The sequence below is a fragment of the Actinoplanes xinjiangensis genome, assembly GCF_003148685.1.
Lineage (GTDB): Bacteria > Actinomycetota > Actinomycetes > Mycobacteriales > Micromonosporaceae > Actinoplanes > Actinoplanes xinjiangensis.
Genome location: NZ_QGGR01000013.1, coordinates 77,713 through 96,447, shown reverse-complemented (window position 1 = coordinate 96,447; position 18,735 = coordinate 77,713). Strand labels below are relative to the sequence as shown.

General features: G+C 69.3%; 16 protein-coding genes. 9 read left to right on the top strand and 7 right to left on the bottom strand.

The genetic code is table 11. The features are described from left to right. Positions 1–15: 15 nt before the first annotated feature. The 4 genes from BC793_RS27275 to BC793_RS27260 form a co-directional block, all read right to left on the bottom strand. On the bottom strand, positions 16–666 hold the full coding sequence (locus tag BC793_RS27275) for a response regulator (RefSeq protein WP_109597179.1): 651 nt from the start codon (positions 664–666) through the stop codon (positions 16–18). Further along, complete coding sequence (locus BC793_RS27270) at positions 663–1,826, bottom strand: sensor histidine kinase (RefSeq protein WP_109597178.1); 1,164 nt, start codon at positions 1,824–1,826, stop codon at positions 663–665. Before BC793_RS27270 ends, BC793_RS27275 begins: the two co-directional genes overlap by 4 nt. Before the next feature lie 90 nt (positions 1,827–1,916). Further along, positions 1,917–4,964 carry a glycoside hydrolase family 9 protein gene (locus BC793_RS27265; RefSeq protein ID WP_109597177.1) on the bottom strand — a complete coding sequence of 1,016 codons (3,048 nt, stop codon included), beginning with the start codon at positions 4,962–4,964 and terminating at the stop codon, positions 1,917–1,919. Between the two features lie 156 nt (positions 4,965–5,120). Next, on the bottom strand, positions 5,121–5,516 hold the full coding sequence (locus tag BC793_RS27260) for a DUF3224 domain-containing protein (RefSeq protein ID WP_203896393.1): 396 nt from the start codon (positions 5,514–5,516) through the stop codon (positions 5,121–5,123). Positions 5,517–6,008: 492 nt separating this feature from the next. Between BC793_RS27260 and BC793_RS27255 the strand changes: the two genes are divergently transcribed. From BC793_RS27255 to BC793_RS27240, 4 genes are all read left to right on the top strand, one after another. Continuing rightward, positions 6,009–6,821 carry a hypothetical protein gene (locus tag BC793_RS27255; RefSeq protein WP_146246473.1) on the top strand — a complete coding sequence of 271 codons (813 nt, stop codon included), beginning with the start codon at positions 6,009–6,011 and terminating at the stop codon, positions 6,819–6,821. 914 nt (positions 6,822–7,735) lie between these two features. Then, entirely contained in the window at positions 7,736–7,906 is a 171-nt protein-coding gene (locus BC793_RS49765; RefSeq protein WP_158319384.1) for a hypothetical protein, read from the top strand. Positions 7,907–7,919: 13 nt separating this feature from the next. Further along, positions 7,920–8,225, top strand: coding sequence for a DUF6069 family protein (locus tag BC793_RS27245; protein WP_109597175.1), 306 nt, complete (start codon positions 7,920–7,922; stop codon positions 8,223–8,225). A gap of 147 nt (positions 8,226–8,372) precedes the next feature. After that, a complete protein-coding gene (locus BC793_RS27240; protein WP_109597174.1) occupies positions 8,373–8,561 on the top strand; it encodes a hypothetical protein in 189 nt (62 codons plus the stop codon). 91 nt (positions 8,562–8,652) lie between these two features. Here BC793_RS27240 and BC793_RS27235 read toward each other — a convergent pair whose 3' ends face one another. Further along, positions 8,653–9,480: a DUF6209 family protein gene (locus BC793_RS27235; protein ID WP_109597173.1), complete on the bottom strand. Its 828-nt coding sequence runs from the start codon at positions 9,478–9,480 to the stop codon at positions 8,653–8,655. 580 nt (positions 9,481–10,060) lie between these two features. Here BC793_RS27235 and BC793_RS27230 point away from each other — a divergent pair. From BC793_RS27230 to BC793_RS27220, 3 genes are all read left to right on the top strand, one after another. After that, entirely contained in the window at positions 10,061–11,089 is a 1,029-nt protein-coding gene (locus BC793_RS27230) for a DUF6209 family protein (RefSeq protein WP_146246472.1), read from the top strand. Between the two features lie 492 nt (positions 11,090–11,581). Beyond that, positions 11,582–11,887, top strand: a complete 306-nt coding sequence (locus BC793_RS27225; RefSeq protein ID WP_109597171.1) for a hypothetical protein — start codon at positions 11,582–11,584, stop codon at positions 11,885–11,887. A gap of 690 nt (positions 11,888–12,577) precedes the next feature. Further along, positions 12,578–13,096 carry a VOC family protein gene (locus tag BC793_RS27220; protein ID WP_109597170.1) on the top strand — a complete coding sequence of 173 codons (519 nt, stop codon included), beginning with the start codon at positions 12,578–12,580 and terminating at the stop codon, positions 13,094–13,096. 322 nt (positions 13,097–13,418) lie between these two features. Here BC793_RS27220 and BC793_RS27215 read toward each other — a convergent pair whose 3' ends face one another. Further along, positions 13,419–14,294 (bottom strand): helix-turn-helix transcriptional regulator, encoded by an 876-nt coding sequence (locus BC793_RS27215; protein WP_109597168.1) that lies wholly within the window; start codon positions 14,292–14,294, stop codon positions 13,419–13,421. 101 nt (positions 14,295–14,395) lie between these two features. Here BC793_RS27215 and BC793_RS27210 point away from each other — a divergent pair, with 101 nt between their 5' ends. Continuing rightward, positions 14,396–15,640: a multidrug effflux MFS transporter gene (locus tag BC793_RS27210; protein ID WP_109597166.1), complete on the top strand. Its 1,245-nt coding sequence runs from the start codon at positions 14,396–14,398 to the stop codon at positions 15,638–15,640. Between the two features lie 195 nt (positions 15,641–15,835). Here the strand turns inward: BC793_RS27210 and BC793_RS27205 are convergent, their stop codons facing one another. Further along, the gene (locus BC793_RS27205) at positions 15,836–17,443 is read right to left on the bottom strand and encodes a carboxylesterase/lipase family protein (protein WP_109597164.1); all 1,608 of its coding nucleotides are present in this window, start codon (positions 17,441–17,443) and stop codon (positions 15,836–15,838) included. Between the two features lie 354 nt (positions 17,444–17,797). On the opposite strand from BC793_RS27205, the gene BC793_RS27200 reads away from it, so the two are divergent. Next, positions 17,798–18,733 carry a dienelactone hydrolase family protein gene (locus BC793_RS27200; RefSeq protein ID WP_239170355.1) on the top strand — a complete coding sequence of 312 codons (936 nt, stop codon included), beginning with the start codon at positions 17,798–17,800 and terminating at the stop codon, positions 18,731–18,733. Positions 18,734–18,735 lie beyond the last annotated feature (2 nt).

Here is an 18,735-nt window from a genome sequence, read left to right as displayed (position 1 = left end):
CGAGCGCGGAGCCGTTCAGGACAGCAGGCCGTGCTCGTGGGCGAACACCGCGATCTGCACCCGATCGCGCAGCGACAACTTGCGCAGGATCGCTCCGACGTGCGTCTTCACCGTCGACTCCCCCGCGAAGATCTCGGCGGCGATCTCCGCGTTGGACAGGCCGCGGGCCACGGCCCGAAAGACGGCCCGCTCCTTGTCGGTCAGGGTGAGATAGGCGTCCGGCACCGGTTTCGGCGCGGGGAACTGGCTGGTCAGCAGGGCCGAGAGGTCGGCGGGGGCGAGCACCGCGTTGCCCGCGTGGACGCTGCGGACCGCATCGGTCAACTGGGCGGGCGTGGTGTCCTTCAGCAGGAAGCCGCTCGCGCCGTGCCGGATCGCGGTGGCCGCCCGGTCGTCGAGGTTGAAGGTGGTGAGCACCAGGACACGCACCGGCGGGGAGGCCGCGGCGGCATAGATCTGCCGGGTCGCTTCGACACCGTCCATCACCGGCATCCGCAGATCCATGAGTACGACGTCCGGCCGCAACTCCTTCACCAGGCGCACCGCGTCGGCACCGTTGCCCGCCTCGCCGACCACGGTGATCCCCGGCTGCGCGTCGAGGATGACCGCCACCCCGGCCCGGAACAGCTCCTGGTCGTCGACGACCAGCACGGTGATGTCGTTCATGGCAGCGGGATCCGCGCCGTCGCGACGAACACCTCGGCGCGCACCCCGGCCGACAGGGTGCCGCCGACCGTGGCCAGCCGCTCACGCATACCGTCCAGCCCCGACCCCGGTGCCGCCGGCCGGTCGCCGGGAGCCGGTTCGATCCCGTTGCGGACCTCGATCCCGAGGGCGTCGGGGGACCACGTCCGGCGTACCGTCAAAGCCCCTCCCCGCAGGCCGTGCCGGATCGCGTTGGTCAGCATCTCCTGGAGCACCCGGTAGGCGACGGCCCGCTGCGCCTCCGGCAGTGGCCGTGGTCTGCCGTCATGGCCGGTCACCACCTCGTGACCGCCGGCACGCAGGTTGTCGATCAGTTTATCGAGATCGTCGGTGGTGTCCCCGGTCGCGCTGAGAACCTCCCGCACGTCGCCCAGCGATGCCCGGGCCGACGTCGCGATCGTCGCGAGCGCCGACTTGAGGGCGCTGGGATCGTCGTCGGGCAGATACCTCCCGGATTCGGCCTGCGCCAGGATCACGGCCAGGGAATGCCCGACCACGTCGTGCACGTCGCGGGCCAGCCGGGTCTGGGCTTCCCGCGCGCGGGCGATCTCCTCGGCCCGTGCACGTTCCCGGGAAGCGAGGTCCAGGTCGATCCGGGCCCGGCTGAGGATCCGCAGGGTCAGCCCGCCCAGCCACGGCATGCCGAGCAGCACCGCGACCAGCACTCCGGCGCCGATCTGCCGGCCGAGACCGAGCTCGTAGACGGTGACGTGGAACAGATTCCGCGAGGCGTACGGAAGGTCCATCCACACCAGGTCCCTGCCGATCAGCCCGACCGCGATCACCGGTCCGACCGCGATCGACGTGACGCTCGCCCAGAGGACCGCCCGGGCACCCCAGCGTGCCAGCCCGAACGCGATGAACGCCCAGGCCGCCTGGGTGAGCACGAACGGGGTCGCGGTCGCCGCCTGGCTGATCGCGATCAGCCACACCAGCACCAGCGAGGCCGAGGGGACCCGGCGCACCAGGGCCACGGCCAGTGCGGTGCCCAGGACGACCAGCGCGATGAGCGGCCCGCGATCGGACTCGCGCAGCCCGTCCTGCATCGCGTACTCGAGGCCGCCGGAGACCAGCACGCCGACCGCCACCGCCGCGCAGAACAGCGTTCCCCGATCTTTCACGCGCCTACCTTAGGCCGGGGTCCGCTGGCCGACCGAACAGCGACGACATCGGCCGGGCCGGCTCATGCCGGCCCGGCCGATGTCACCTTTTCAGCGGCAGGCGGATCCGTTCACGGTGATCAGCTCCGGCGCCGGGTTCGGGCCGCCGGGCGTCGTGGCGTTGAACCCGAAATACACGGTCTGCCCCGGCTGGATCCGCCGGTTGGTGCTGTTGTTCGTGGCCGACACCGTCGCGCCCTCCTGCGTCGCCACCACCGACCACGCCTCCCGCACCCGCTGGCCGCCGAGGAACGCGAACCGCGCGGTCCACCCGTCGATCACCGTGGTACCGGTGTTGGTCAGGGTGACCTGGGCGGTGAAGCCGCCGTTGCCCTGCCAGGAGCCGTAGTCGGTGTAGGTCGCGTCGCAGGACACCCCGGCGGCCTGCTGGCCGGTGCCCTGATCGGCGAGGAACGACGACACCCAGGTGAGCGCCGAGTTCCAGTTGATCGCCACCTCGTTCGTCGCGTACGACTCGATGTGGTCGACGTAGCAGAACATCGGCTTGCAGCCTTCCAACAGATCCTTGGCGTACGGATCGTCGAGGCCCGCGTTGGCACCACCGGCGAGCGAGCCGGCCGGCGGATGCGGCGTACCGGCGTCCGCCTGGTGGGCGAAGATCCGGCTGTGCTGGTTCTGCGAGGACTTCTCGCCCCAACCGGTCACGTACGACTGGTTCAGCGCATTGCGCCCGAAGATGTAGTCGACGCCCTGCAGCGCCCCGTCCCGGTACTTCACGTCACCGGTCAGGTCGTACGCGGTGGCCAGCACCTGGACGTTGTTGAGGATGTTGCTGTTCGCGCCCCAGAAGTAGCTGCCCGCGTTGCCCGGCATGGGCAGCCCGTACGCCTGGGCCTTCAGGGTGGCCAGGTAGCGGTCGGCGGCGTCGGCGACCGACTGCCGCACGCGCTGCCGGTCGGCCTGCGGAAGCAGGTTGGGCACCGTGGCCAGGTCGAGCCGGCCCAGAGCCGCGGTGCTGCCCCAGCCGAAGCCGGTGGCGGCGAAGACGTCGCCGGTGTGGTGCGGGCTGGCCGTGAGATCGTTCAGGAACGCCTGCTCGGCGGTGCTCAGGTACAGCTCGGCGGCGGCCCAGTAGAACTCGTCACTGACGTCGTTGTCGCCGTACCCGCCGCCACCGCCGCCGAGGTCCTGCGCGATCCTGGCGGGGTTCGCCTTCGCCGCGGTGTATGCCGTGCGCGCCACACTCAGGCACCGGCCGGCGAACGCCGCGTCGTAGGGAGCGAACAGCCGGGCGCACTGTGCCGTGGTGGCCGCCAGGTTGAGCGTGGCCGCCGTCGACACCGGGTGGAGTTCGCGCTGCTCGGGGTCGTCCTCGGGCTGCATCGGGATGCCGGTCCAGTTGGCGTCGTGCATCTTGTGGTGCGCCATCCCGGCGAACTGCCGGCCGGCCGGCACCTGCATCCGCATCAGGAACTCGATCTCCCAGCGGGCCTCGTCGAGGATGTCCGGCACCTTGTTGCCGCGCTCGGGCACCCGCAGCGTGCTGTCCGCCAGCGCGGCGCCGTGCCCGGCCGTGGCCGCCGTCTTGGTGCGCTCGAAGGTGCTCATCAGCTGCTGCACGGCGATGCCACCGTTGACCACGTATTTGCCGTGGTCACCCGCGTCGTACCAGCCTCCGCGGACGTCCAGCCGGTAGTCGCAGCTGGCGGCACGGCAGGGCACGTCGGTGTCGCCGCGGTTCGGCGCGACGCCGACATGCCCGGCGGGGCGGGCGTACTCCTCACCGACCAGGTCACCGTCGATCTCGATGCCACTGCGCTGGATGTAGAAGAACTGGAGGGCATCGGAACGCAGCTGCTGGTAGACGGTGCCGGAGATCTCGAACGGGTGGCTGGTCTGCCCGTCGGCCACCAGCGTGTACCCGGTGCCGGCGGTACGGAAGGAACCGAAGTCGATGCTGTGCACGTTCTGCCCCGACGCCGCGTCCACACCGCGGGGTGTGCTGTTCCCGTCGGCGACCACGTCGCCGGCGGCGTTCTTCAGCTGCCAGCCGAGGGCCGCGGTGGCCTCGGTGACGACTGTCGCGTTCTTCGGCCCGGCGGGCAGGTAACCGACCTGGTTCACCCGCACACGCGGCCCGGTGTCCGGCACATAGGGCGGATCCTCCGCGCCGCCGACCAGGGAGACGTTGTCCAGGCAGATCGTGTACGCCGCCGCGCTGCCGCCCAGCTGGAAGGCGACCTGGCCCGCGGTGGTGTCCGCCGAGGCGGTGAAGGTGTACTCGAAACGCTGCGAGCTCGCGGTCAGCACGACGTCACGGGACAGGAACGAGGTGTACGGCTCGGCGCCGAGCTGCACATTCGCCCGGATGGTGGCTCCCGGCGTGGCGGAGGCGTCGAACGCGAACGTGTACGACGAACCCGCCACCAGTGGGACCCCGTTCTGCCCGATCCCGGCGTCCCACGGGTTGCTCAGCCCGGCCGGCACCGCCGAGCACAGCCGCCCGTCGTCCACCCCGGCGGACGTGGTGCCGTACGAGTACCAGTCCGTCATGCCGTCGGCGAAGTCCCCGTTCTGGATCTGCTCCGGCCCGTCCGGCGGCGACACGGCGTCGTCGCTGGTCAGGCTGACGTCGTCCAGGCAGAAGGTGAAGGGGTCGGCGCTGCCGCCGAGCTGGAAGGTCAGCGTGCCGTTGGGCGAGTCCATGCCGGCGGTGAACTCGTACTCGAAGGTCTGCGCCTCGGTGGTGAGGGCGACGGCACGCGACAGCGCCGTGGTGTACGGCTCCTCGTTGAGCTGGACGTTGGCCCGGATGCTGACCTCCGCACTGGCCGACGCGCGGAAGCTGAGGGCGTAGGCGGCCCCGTCGATCAGCGGGACGCCGTTGTGGCCGAGGCTGACGTCCCAGGCGTTCGCGGTCCCGCCGGGGACCTGCGCGCAGAGCCGGCCGTCGACCACCGATATGGGCGCGTTCTCGGTGGACCACCAGCCGGTGGTGCCGGAGGTGAAGGTGCCGTTGGGGATGTGCTGGACCGGCTCGGCGGAGGCGGCCGCAGCGGTCAGAAGAGTCAGCGCGAGGGTGGCCGCGGTACCTGCCGCGAGCGAGGTGGTGACCCGGCGCCGTCGATGTGGATTCACAGAGATCCTTCCGGTGACATCACCGACCAGGCCTGGGAGCGCTCCCAGACGAGTCCGATTGTTACCAGCAAATTAACCTCTGTCAATCGGTCCGGCCCGGCAGCGCCGGACCGGCGACTCCGCGTCACACCTGGAGGAGACAGGTCGGTGCAGCGATCAGCCGTTCTCCAGGGAGTACTGAAGGGTGTACGTGTGTTCGGTGGCATGGTTGACCACCGTGAGCACGCCACTCAGACCTATCAACTCTTCGGTGCCCGAGTCCGGCACCACGGTGATGACGCGTTCTTCGAATCCGCGGCGCATCGAACCGGCATATTGGAGCGTGAAGGTGCCGGCACGACTCCCCAAGGTGCCCGTGAACACCTCCAAGGCCACGAAGGCGGACGACCCTTCGATGCTCGTCCCGACGGAGAGAAGCTGACCGGCGCTTTTCCCCGTCAGACCCCCCGTGAAAGTCCTCTCCACAGCCATCCGGCTGATCGCGTCATCATGAGCCGGGAGCGGATCGAAATCGACAACGATGCGCCCTTCGGCAAGCAACCTGGCATCCACCACACCACCCAAGCAGATTTTTCCGCGGCCCGACTGCCGTTCTGTGCGCTATCGCGCCTCGAAGTCGTATGACACCCCGACCACATGCATCGTCGAGTCGTCCGGGCGTGAGCCATGACGTCGGTGCCGGCCGGCGCAGTGCGAATCCGTACATACCCGCGTCACGTTTCCCCGGTCGCACGAGCCGGATCGGTCCAAGACCTGCCGATGAAATGATCTAGCCGAGCATTCCCTGCACCGATCGGCGGCCATGGAAATGCGCGTAGCCGGCGCGACACAATGCGTGACCCACCTGCCGCACACGGCGCCCGGTCCAGCGCGTATACCAACATCGCCGCCGGATAAACCTGCTCGTCACATCGTTCTTCCACGCCCTTTGCCCCAGAGGGCCGAATCTTGGCCGGCTGCGCCTGTTTCGCTGATTAGGAAGACCGATCATCCGGCCCCATGCTCAGCTATTCGAGTCATCGGAAGCGTCGAGAAAGGTATGACATGAGCAAGGCAACACGGAGGCTGACCACTGCCGGAATCGGAATGCTGGCCGGGGCAGCATTCGGAATGGGACCCGCCAATGCGGCCCTCCACAATCCGCCTCCCGACAACCCGACGGATATGATCGGACAATTGGGTGGCGGTGGTGCCTGTGAGGCGATGAACGACCTCGGCTCACAGCTCGGCCTCTGGACGTCTCACAACTGCGCAGCCACCACCGGCGCGACGCGGAGTATCTCCATCCTCATGGTGGAATACCGCGAGCACGGACCGTTCCCGCAACCATCGCAGGGCGGTTCTCCGGGCGCGGGGAGCACACCTGATACCGGCGGTACGCCCAGCACCGGAACTGCGCCCGGCAACACCGGCGACACCACCACCGGCGGGACTGCGCCAGGTACCGGGACCGGCGGGACTGCGCCCGGCAACACCGGCGGCGGCACAGACAACACGGGTGGCACGGACACCGGCACCGGCGGAACCACGCCCGGGAACACCGGCGGCGGCACTGACACGACCGGCGGCACAGACGCCGGCACCGGCGGAACCACACCCGGCACCGGCACCGACACGACCGGCGGCACGGACACCGGCACCGGCGGAACCACACCCGGCACCGGCACCGACACGACCGGCGGCACGGACACCGGCACCGGCGACACCGCCGCGGGCGGCACCGGCACCGCCGGTGGCACGGACGCGGGCACTGGCGGCGGGGCGGCTTCGGGCGGCGTAACAGGTCCCGGGGGTGGCGCCAGCACCGCGCTCACCGTGACGGGCATCAGCGGCAGCAACCCGACGATCGGGAGTTGAACTCTATGATCAACGGCGGCCGGGCTGATCCGGCCGCCGTTGATCGTCGCTTGCCGCCAACGCCCGATCCCGCGTCCTCGGCACCAACCCCCGTGCCGCTGTCATGAGCGCCACGGCACGCCTGCCGTCCCGGTGGATCCCCGATCCGAAGTTCCGTGTACCCACTGACGGGCATGGCGCCAATTCAGAACCGCCTTGTCGATTAGCTCGGCGATGTCGCCCGACAAGGACAATCCGGGACTCACCGAGGTGACGCCCCGTATTGACGGCCACCAAAGACCGGATACGCCCGACAAATACCTGGACACCTGTTGAGGACATGACAACGCCCGCCCGGAGAAGTCTTCTCACGGCGATTTCCGGCCCGCTGAGAGCCGCGCTTCGACGCAAGGTTTTCTGTGAGCAGTTCGAATCCGTATTCGTTGCCGCGGCGGCACCGCTCTGGATGTGGAGGCCGAACGCACCGTCATCGGTGGCCAGCACGGCCCGGCCAGAATACGTTTCTTGATCATCGCGACGCCGACGATCACCACCGGGGTCCATACTCGCGGTCTCGGCTATTCCGCTCATACGATTTCCGTACCCCGGATTCGCCTCCGGGTGTCGGAGGAGTGGCGGTCCGTCCGTACCCGCGGGCATGAGTCGGTCTCGGACGGGTATGCGCGCCGAATGACTCACACTGACCGACCCCGCACCGGCGAACTGCCTATCGACCCGGCCTCCAAGGGCGAGGAGGGCGCCCCTGTCGATCAGACGGAGCCCGGACGGCCGGTCGACGGCCTTCCGGAGGCGGACAGCGTCACCGAGCCCGATGGCTCCGGTGCTTCAGGCGGCTCCTCGGGCGGCAGTGGCGGCGGATCCGGCATGCCGGGCCACCCCGACGCCGTCCGGTAGACGACCGAAAGGACACGCAGATGAGCGTGAACCCCGAAGCCCTCGGTGACCCGCCCGAGGAGGCTGACGAGTACCTCCGGGACGCCAACGCCGACGACCCACGCTCCGATGCGCGGGCGCCGGCACGGGAACCGGCCGGGCCGGAGAGTCCCGACGAGGCGCATCGGCCCCGCGGCCAGGACCCGCTGTAGGCGGCGTGCCGCGGTGGCGACGGTGCTGGCCGCAGGTCTGCTGCACCTGCTCACGCTGACGGTGGCCGAACCACGTCGCTTCTTCCGATGGATCATGGCGCTGGTGACGCTCATCGCGGTCATCACGCCGTTGACGCTCGCTGATCAGGCGGGCGCGAAGATCGCCACCGCTCTGATCACTCTCGCGATCGGCGCCACCATTGTGGCGACCCTCGACAGGGTTGCCGGCGCGACCAGCCTGCCTCGCCTGCCCGAACGTCACGACACGACGGTGCCGACCCGGCAGTGGAGTCAGCCGCCGACGTATCCGCGTACCTGACGAGAAGCATCTCGCCGCGGTTGCGGCGCCGGCGCGCAGCGGGTTCTGGCCCCTCCGACCCGCATCGAACCCGAGTATGCCGCCACACCCTGGGGTATGCGCGTCGGCGGCCGGAACAGGGCCGGACACCGACGAAACGGAGGGACCATGACCAGCGAACCGATGGACATCGAAGTACCGCCCCAGCCTCGGGACCGGAGCGCCCACGGCGGCGCCGCGCGTCCAAGCGACGACGGGCTGGCGGTACGCGTGGAGCGCGAACGTGTCGCGGCGGGCCTGAAGCCGTACGCGTCGCAGGACGTCCCGCCCGCTACTGACGACGACCCCGAGGGGTGAGGGCTGCCCTCCCGGCATGTCGGCAGCGCCGAGCCAGCGCCCACGAGCGGCACCCGGGCCAGGCGGCTGAGCTGCCTGGCCCGTACTCGTGTCAGTTGATGGAGAAGGTGTAGTTCCTGCCGTAGTCCGAGTCGTACGCCGAGCATTGAGCGTGGTAATTGGAGATCGCGAACCACGTTTCGATCTTCTGGGCGTTCGCCGGGATGTCGATGCGGACCGGGATGACCTCGGCTCCCTGGTTCACCGTCGTGGACTGCACCGGGCCGCCGTCGAAGCGGTAGAAGGCGGCGATTGCCCAGGCGGGGTAGCCGCGGTAGGTGGTGCGGCACTGCGGGAGCCGGGCCGGATCGTAGTTGATCACCAGGGCGCCGCCCTTGCGCAGCGTCCCGGTCAGGGTCTCGGACCAGTCGGCGTGGTAGGTGGCGCGGGCCAGCACGGGCGGCTGAGCGATGTCGAAGCGGTAGGTCGCGCCGTGGTCGGTGTCCTCCTCGTGGCAGCCGGCGCGGTCCTCGGCGACGAACCACATCTGCAGGTGCCGGGTGTCCGGGCGCAACTGCACGGTGGCGAGGCCCCTGATCGTGCTGTCCTTGCCCCCGGCTGTCACTCTTTCGGTCACCGGGTACGCCCGCACCTCGCCACCGTCGATGCGGTAGTGGACGGAGATGCCCCAGGAGTCTCCGTACTCGTCCGTGCCGCGGCAGTCGGGTAGGCGAGCCGGATCGAAGTCGATGTGGACCGGATGACCGGACTCGATGGTTCCCTCGATCGACGTGCTTCCGTCGGCGTTGAAGTGCAGCACCGGCGTACCCGTGCCGGCCGGAGGCGGGGCGGCGGCGGCCGGGGCGGCGGCGATTCCTAGAGCGGCGATGAGCGCGGGAGCCATCATCAGCACACTACGCAGCATGCGGGACACGGTCATGGACTGTCCTTCCTGGCGGCGAGCACCTCCGGAATCTGGCGGTACTGCCGCGGCGTCACGGGTGGACGGCGATGTCCGGTACGGCGGTTGACCATAGTGGAGTTACCGTCACCCGACGCAAGTTCTTTCATTTCTTGCTAGTTAACGTCATGTGGCTGTATTCAAGATCAGCGATCCATGGACCGGGCCGGGGCGCCATGGCCAGCGATTCCCGCGTCGACTTCGCCTTGATGAGACGGTGGACACTCCGTCATCACTACGCTGGCTCAACCAGGGCGGACCAGGCGCCACCGGCCGCACACCCGGGAGCTGCCCATACTTCAGCGGCAGGGTGACCGGCGACACAAGAGGCAACCTGACAGCGGCATGAGCAGGGGGCACGCCTAGGTCGAGAATCGCAGCGAGGGGTCGTACCGTAGCTTTGGTAATTGATTTCTTGACTGTCGCTGTAAGAACTTGCAGGATTCGAGATGCCTTGCATCCGTCCTGTCACGACGGACGAAAGCGTGCCTCCTCCATCTCCGTAAGGGAAACGATGCAGCACAATTCGACCCCCACCACGGCGTCCGTCATCCGGCGAGTGAGTGTTCTCCTGCTCGCCGCGTCGGCCGCTCTGTTCGGCGCCGCGGCGCCCGTCTCCGCGGCTGACACCACGGCACCCACCGCCCCGGACGCGTCCGCGGAAGGGGCCGGCCCGCTCAGCGTCTACTGGGCCACCGCTGTGGACGACGATGACGTCACCGCCTACCGGGTGTTTCGTAACGGCCGTCAGATCGCTACCGTGCCCGCCGACGCCAACAGCTACCACGACCACGCACTGACCGGGAACACCTGGTACACCTACGGCGTGCAGGCGGTCGACGCGGCGGGCAACACCTCGCCGACCACCACTCTCCAGCCGCTCAAGTCCGCGCCACTGCTGCGATTCCCCGCCGATCGCGATGACAGGGTCGAAGGCGTCCTGGAGGCGAGCAGGCCGGTGCTCGTCGACTTCGCCACCGACCGGCTGCCGAAGTGCCGGAGCCGGTACGCCGGCGGCGACGCCTGGAGCATCAACGTCGAATACCGTGTCGACGGTGGGCCGGTGCAGAGCCAACCGGCCACGCGGCTGAACGACGACCGCAGGCAGGTCACGGCGCTGGCCCCGCTGAGCCTGCCGCTCGGCGCCCGCAACCTGGAGCTGTGGTTCGTCTCCGGTGACATCACCGGCTGCACCGAGTACGACTCGCGGTTCGGCGCGAACTACCGCTACACCATCGAACAGCCCACGGTCGTCTCGTTCAACGCCGACTGGTCCGAGTCCCTGACCGGCCAGGTCCGCAAGGACCAGACCCTCACCGTGCGGTACGACGTCGCCCGGCTCCCCCAGTGCCGGGAGACACTCAGAGGCATGCCGGGCTGGCACATCGACGTCTTCTACCGCCTCGACGACGGTCCCACGCTCGCCAAGCGGCTGACCGACCACGACGGCGAGGCACTGCCGGCGACCATCGACCTGCAGCCCAGCACCAGCCGGGTGGAGATCTGGTTCCGCGTCTACGGTCAGGTCAGCCGTTGCACCGCGTACGACTCCGACCACGGCCGCAACTACATCTACCAGACGGTGTGACCAGTACACCGGCGGCTCATCGCCTGCGATGAGCACCAACGGCCCGTCACCGTCGACCGATGACGGGCCGTTGTCGTCCGCTGCAGACGTACGGGGACCGCTGGTCCCGTTCATCCGCAGTCGAATCGGTAGTCGAATGGTCGGGCCGGGCACTCGGTGCAGACGAACAGGTAGATCCCGCCCGCATCTCCGAGCATCAACCCTGTCGGGCTCTGCAGGTCGCGCCACGGATGATCGTCAGGAGCATCCCAGCCCCAGCCGACCATCGCCGGACGGTCCTCGACCGGAATCCAGCGCCGTGCGTCACATACGGTACGACGGCGGGAAACTCCCGCGGCACGTCGATCGGCCCGGGCGGTGTGGTGTGCACGCCCGCAATCCTAAAGATCGGTGCCGGGGCAGGGCCGTTCAAGACATCCGCGACGAACGGCTGAGGCCCTTCCCCTGGATACCCGGTCCCCGTCGACCACGACCACGGATAGGTTGCCTGGCGTGATCATGAATGTCCTGGCACTGGCGGCGGCCGCGTTCCTCATCGGTGGCGGCGTATGGGCACTGGTGACCGAAACCCCGATCGTGATGAAAGGCTCCCGGGCGGATTGGCGCACCCAGCAGGAGGCGATCTCATTCTGCTTCACGTTCGGCGGCGCCATATTGACCGGAGCGCTGGTGGACATCGCCCGCACGGCAGGATGGATCGACCGCGGCCTCGCCCTGTGGCTCCTCGGCCTGCCGGTGACGCTGCTCCTGGTCGCGTTCATCGCGTTCCGCCCACGCCGGCGCCTCCCGACGCAGTAACCGCAGCCACTGGGGGAACGCGGCAGGTGAGCGCCTTGGTCCAGCTCGCCGGTCAGGGCTCGAGAAGCGATTCGTCCTGCCACACGTCCTCGTACCCTGGCGCCAGGATCACTCCGAAGTTCCGCACGCCGCCTCCTCGCATGCCATGGTTCGCCCGCTGAGGCGCAGGAAAGCAGCTGAGCTGCCGGATGAGAATGGCGAGAACTTGTATGGATCGTCATCGACGCTGGGGAACAGCGCCGTCCTTGATCTGGTCCAGGCCGCATTCGGACTGATCTCTCGCGAGATCCGAGTCGTCTCACTGCACACGGAACAGGTTGCCGATGCACGCGGACAGCGGCCAGTTGAGGCAGTCCGCCTTCTTCGCGTGAAGGCGAAGCCGGCGGGTTGAAGCAGTTTCGCATAGGCGGACGATCATCTTCGGCCGATCTGAGAGGCCACCTGTGGGTTACGGCTGCTTCCTGGGCCGGGAAGCAGCCGTAACCCACAGCCGATCGATCAAGTGACCGTTCGAACGCCGCACTCCGAACGGCCCGGCTCTGTTCGGGCGGGGATTCAGCCGGCGCGTCGGCAGCCGACGGCGTTCGGATGGACGATCTCGGGCGCCACGGCCTCGACTCATCAGGACAGTTGTTGACCTGTATGGGCTCTACGGTGAGCCGCATCAGCGTCGTCCCGAGGAGAGTTGCCATGTCAAGCACCCAGCCGGCCGGGTACACGACCGTCGCGCCGTGGATCGTCACCCCCGACACCGGGCGATTGCTGGACTTCATCGCCGCCGTCTTCGATGGAGTCGAGTCGGGCCGCGTGCGGCTGGAGGACGGGACCATCGGCCACGCCGAGATTCGTGTCGGGGACACCGTTCTGCTCGCGTTCGATCAGAGACCGGGCTGGCCCGCGATGCCTTCGCTGTTGCGCGTCTTCGTTGCCGATGCGGACGCGACGATCGAGCGGGCCGCCACCGCCGGGGCCCGTGTGATCACCGCACCGGCGACCCACGCGTTCGGTCAGCGAGGTGGCCGGGTGCGTGACCCGTTCGGCAACATCTGGTGGATCAGCACGGTGGTCGAGGCGGTCGCGCCCGAGGTCGGCATGCGCCGGCTCGCCGAACCCGAGTATGCCGAGGCGATGCGTGACGCGCAGGAGACCCTCGACAGGGAGTTGAGCGGCAGGACCGACAGCACCGTCAGCCGCCCGCTGACCGGCTGAAAGCTCCTGCTGAAGCAGACGAGAGGTGGCCGTGCCACGGACGGCTTCGGCGAGCGGGCCGTCCTCGAGCCGGGAGAGGAGGCCGCAGCGCTCTCACGTCCGCCGCGAGCGTGCCCACAGGTAGAGCGCCCCGCCGGTCCTGCTGCGATCAGAAGCGCCGGTAGGTGACGCGCCGGCCTTCTGCCGGGTCCGTCGGCGTCAGGACCAGCCGGGTAGCCCGTGATACTGAAGACGCGCGTCAGGCGCTGGCCGATGAGGTTGCGCCCGCGTCGGGAGTCATGGCCTGCAACCGTTGCTGCGGGCGCAGGGCGGCCGGAACGGGCTAACGCTGCGACGCGGCAGGGCTGTTCTCGCTGGTGGCGGCCCAGGAGGCGAGCAGGGTAAGTGCCTGTGCGGTCGGTGAACCCGGCTGCGCGGCGTAGAGGGTCATGGCGGCACCGTCGTCGGCGCGCAGGTCCATGGTCTCGTAGGCCAGTTCGAGGGAGCCGACGACCTGGTGGTGGAAGGTCTTGCGGCCGGTGCCGTGGATACGGACGTTGTGGGCGCTCCACCGGCGACGGAAGTCCTCGCTGCGGGTGGACAGTTCACCGACCAGGTCGTGCAGTCCCTTGTCGTGCGGGTCCTTGCCGGCGGCGGTGCGCAGGTTCGCCACGGTCATGTCCGCGGCGAGGTCCCAGTCGGGATAGAAGCGGTGGGCGGTGCTGTCCAGGAAGGTGTACCGCCCGAAGTTGGGCACACCGTCGGCGCCCGCGTAGACGTCGCTGTACATGGCGCGGCCGAGCAGGTTGGCGGCGAGCAGGTCCTGCCGGTTGTTCACCACGATGGCCGGTGCGGTGATCGTGTCCAGCGTCCATTGCAGGCTGGGCCGTACGGTCCACTGCCTGGGGCGGCGGCTGGGCCGTACCAGAGCGCTGGTGCCGCTGGCCTCCTGCGCCAGGCGCATGAGATGGGCGCGTTCGGCGTCGTCGAGTTGCAGGGCGCGGGCGATCGCCTCGAGCACCCCGGCGGAGACGCCGGCCAGCGCACCGCGTTCCAGCTTGGCGTAGTACTCCACACTCATGCCGGCCAGGGCGGCGACCTCACTGCGGCGCAGTCCGGGCACACGGCGCTGTCCGGCGACGGGCAGGCCCGCCTGTTCGGGGGTGATCTTCGCGCGGCGCGTGGTGAGGAAGTCGTGGACCTCGGCTCGGTTGCTCATGTCCTCGACGGTACGGCGCGGACCGCTGACCTGGGATGTACTGCTGGTACACCCCTCGGCGATGACTTCCTCCCCGCGCCCGCCGCGGGTGTGCTGGAGGCATGACTGCGACTCTCGCCGAACAGCGGAAACCGGATCGGGTACGGCGGCAGGCCCGGCTCACCACCGCCCTGATCGCCACGGTGATCCTGCTGACCGGGATCGCGCCACTGGCCACCGACATGTACGTTCCGGCGTTCCCGGGTGTCGCCGGTGACCTGTCGGCGACGGCCACGCAGGTGCAGCTCACCCTGACCACGTTCTTCGTCGGCATGGCGCTGGGCCAGCTGATCGGCGGGCCGGTCTCGGACCGGTACGGCCGGCGCCGGCTGCTGCTGGCCGCGGTGGTCGTGATGACCATCGCCTCGGTGGTGTGCGCCCTGACCCCGTCGATCGGCGTCATGATGGCCGCCCGGTTCGCCCAGGGCTTCGCCGGCGGCTGGGCGATGGTGATCGGCCGGGCGGTGATCGTCGACCTCGCCCAGGGCGCCCGGCTGGTCCGGGTGCTCAACGTGATCGCCGGTGTGGGCGGGATCGCGCCGATCGCCGGGCCGCTGCTCGGCGCGGTCATCCTGCAGGTCTCCGGCTGGCGGATGTCGTTCTGGGCGGTGGCGGCCCTCGGCGTGGCGATGGTGGTGGCGGTGCTGGTCGCGGTGCCCGAGTCGCTGCCGCCGCGGCGCCGGCACGGCGGTGGCCTGCGCACGTTCGCGATCGCCGGCCGTCAGGTCCTCACCCGGCGACGATACGTCGGATACGTGCTGGTCAGCGGTTCGGGAATGGGTGCGATCTTCGCGTACGTGGCGACGTCGGCGTTCGTGTTGCAGTCGATGAACGGTCTGTCACCGGTGGCGTACTCGATGGACTTCGCCGCCAACGCCGCCGGCATGACGGTCGCGTCGCTGGTCGCTGCCCGGCTCGCGGGCCGGGTCGCCACCCGCACGGTCATCGCGGCCGGGCAGATCGCCGCGCTGGGCGCCGGGGTGACGATGCTGGTGGGTGCGCTGTGGTTCGGCACGCCGCTGCCACTGGTGATCGTCTGTTTCTTCGTGCTGATGAGCGCGCAGGGACTGATCGGCCCCAACGGGGGCGCGCTGGCCTCGGCTGAGGTGCCCGAACATCCGGGCACCGGCTCGGCGATGCTCGGATTCGTCACGTGGGTGGCCGCCGGTGTGATCGCGCCGATCGCGGGTCTCGGTGGGCAGGACACCGCCGTACCCATGGCGCTGCTCATGATCGGCTGCACGGTGCTGTCCGTGGCCGGCCTGGTGCTGGCCCGGCCGGCCGCAGCTCCCACCGCACCGAACTGACGGATCGCCGGCGCCGACGACTACCTGGTCAAGCCGTTCCACCTGCCCGACAAGCCTGTGACCGAGAAAGGTGAATATGCGCGGTGCGGCCGGGTACTCCGCGGCGGCGTCCACGGGGAACGCTGCCGCTCCACGATCTCGCGGGTACCCGGGGGCCTCCGGGTACCCGCGTTCATCAGGGACCGGCGGCGGACGTCAGGCGCGGTCCTCCCAGAACAGCCGTTCGCTGCGGTCCAGGTCGTTGACGATCCTGCAGGTGGCGTCGATCCACATGGTGGCCCGGTCCCGGCGGGTGTAGGCGGGCCACCGCGGCAGGCCTGGCGCGTTCGGGTGACCGTCATGGGCGAAGCCGGCCCATAGCGCGCTCATGTTCCGCGCTGTCGCCCGCTCCCCCGCCGGCCGGTCGCCGGGCGTGTTGGCGAACTTGAGCGGGATGTCGGCGGCGTGCGGCGCACCGATCGGGAAATCGGTGCCGGGTACGGGCGTCGGGTCCCGGTAGGCGAGGTGGTACATGTACACCGGCGCCCGGTGTTGTGCCGCCTTGGCCTCGGCGATCTTGATGGCGTCACGCCAGATCGGTGACGTGGTGATGGCGAAGTAGAGCTGGGCCGGGGTGGCGTGCGGCCGGGACCGGCGGAAGGTGGCGATGATCCGGTCCAGTTCGGCGCCCTGGTAGGTGCCGCCCAGTCGGCTGCGCAGGCCGGCCTCGTCGATGCGGAAGATGTCGGGCGGTCCGAACAGGCTGAAGAACACGGTCTCGTCGCGGGTGGTGCCGACCATCAGCGGCTTCCCGGCCGACCACGGGGCGGCGCCGTCGGCGAACGGGTGCCGGGGGATGACGTGGCCGTCGACGAAGGCACCGAAGCCGGGCAGTGGGTCCGGGTCGCCCCACGGGGCGACCCCGTTGGCGGCCTCGGACTGCTGGATCTCCAGCAGCCGGGCGGCCGGGATGTCGTGCAGCGCGGTGACGTCGGCGCGGGTCAGGCCCAGCAGATGCAGGGTACGGTCGGCGCGCGCGGTGGCACCGTCACGCGTCGGAAACCGGAGCGGCGCGGCGCTCTCGATCGACGCCTTGTGGAACAACCGTGTGGCGGACGGCATGGTGTAGACGGCGGCGGTCTTGGCGCCGCCGCCGCTCTCACCCCAGACCATGATGTCGTCCGGGTCGCCGCCGAATTCGTCGATGTTCTCGGCCGTCCAGCGCAGCGCGGCGAGGATGTCGAGCATGCCCTGGTTGGCGGCGTAGTCGGCGTGGGTGAGGTCGTCGAGGAACAGGTAGCCGAGCAGGCCGAGCCGGTGGTTGGACTCGACGACCACCACGTCGTAAAGCTTGGCCAGGCGGCTGCCGTCCTGCCCGGTGGCGGAGCCGGAGCCGATCATGTAGCCGCCGCCGTGGTGGTAGAACATCACCGGCCGGCGCCGGCGGTCGGCGGCCGGGGTCCAGATGTTGAGGTAGAGGCAGTCCTCGGACGGTGCGGGCATCCGGCCGTTGCCGTTCGGGCCCATCTCGCCGCCCGGGGCCTGGAAGGCGGGGCTGGGGAAGTCCACCGTGTCACGCACGCCGGACCACGGCCGGGGCGGTTTCGGAGCCCGGAAGCGCAGTTCGCCGAGTGGCGGGGTCGCGTAGGGAACGCCGAGGAACTTGACGATGCCGTCCTCGCGCCGCCCGCGGACGTGGCCGTACCGGGTGGCCGCCACGTCCCGTGGTGCACGGTGGGCGTGTGCCGCCGCCGGCATGCCCACCGTGGCGGCCACGGACAGCGATCCGCCGATCAGGGCTCTACGGGTCAGAGACGCATCCATGATCAGACCTCTTTCCTTCCGGGATCGAGCCGGCCATCGGGCCGACTTGCAACGTTTCACTGCATGCAGCGCGGCGAGGCACCACTGAAAGCCGAGCTGACAGGATCAGTTAGATCGTGCCTATTTGAAAAACGTTACTCACGAGTTGCGCCGAACATAGACACCGATGACCTGGTGGTCAATCAGGTCTTACCTGCCAGCGTTCCGCTGAACTTCTGCCGACCTCTGCACGGAGCCGGTTACTGCATACGTTCGTACCGCTTGACTTGGATAACGTTTTTCATTCAGCATCTTCGATGAAACGTCGTTGAGTCGTGGCTGGCCAGTTGATGCAGCCGCCTGAGGAGGAGCCCGATGTCAGATCCGGACCGCATGACGCCCGCCGGCCGCCGTTCATCGATCAAGGTCGTCCGACGGGCGCTGGCCGCGATCGCCCTCGCCGCCGGGATGGTGGCCACGGCGGCGCCACCCGCCTCCGCCGCTGCGAACCCGTACCAGCGAGGCCCTGCCCCGACCGCATCGAGCGTGGCAGCGGTGACCGGTCCGTTCGCCACCGCGTCGGTCAGCGTGCCGCGCGGCAACGGCTTCGGCGGCGGTGTCATCTATTACCCGACCGACACCAGCCAGGGAACCTTCGGCGGCGTCGCGATCTCGCCCGGCCTCAACGGCACCTGGCCCGGCATCGCCTGGCTGGGCCCGAGACTGGCCAGTCAGGGCTTCATCGTGTTCGGGATCGAGACCAACAGCATCAACGACAGCCCCACCAGCCGTGGTACGCAGTTGCTCGCCGCGCTGGACTACCTGACGCAGCGCAGCTCGGTGCGCAGCCGGTTGGACCCCGGCAGACTCGCCGTCGCGGGACATTCCATGGGTGGCGGCGGCGCACTCGACGCGGCCCTGCGGCGTCCCGCCCTCAAGGCGGCCATCGGCAACGCGCCCCATCTGCCCTCGAACACTCTGGCCGGAGACCGGGTGCCGACCCTGATCTACGCGATGCAGAACGACACCCTCGTGCCGCCGTCCCGGCTCACCAGCCTGTACAACACGATCCCGGCCACGACGGAGCGCGCCTATTTCGAGATCACCGGTGCCGGTCACAACTACATCGGCCAGCCGAGCACCATCCTCGCCCGGACGATGATCCCCTGGCTGAAGATCTTCGTTGACGACGACACCCGGTTCAGCCAGTTCCTCTGCCCGCTGGCCGACCAGTCCGGCATCCGGCAGTACCAGAGCAGTTGCCCCCTGGTGCCGGCCACGGCCCGCGCCCTGGCGGCCGCGGCGGGGTGACT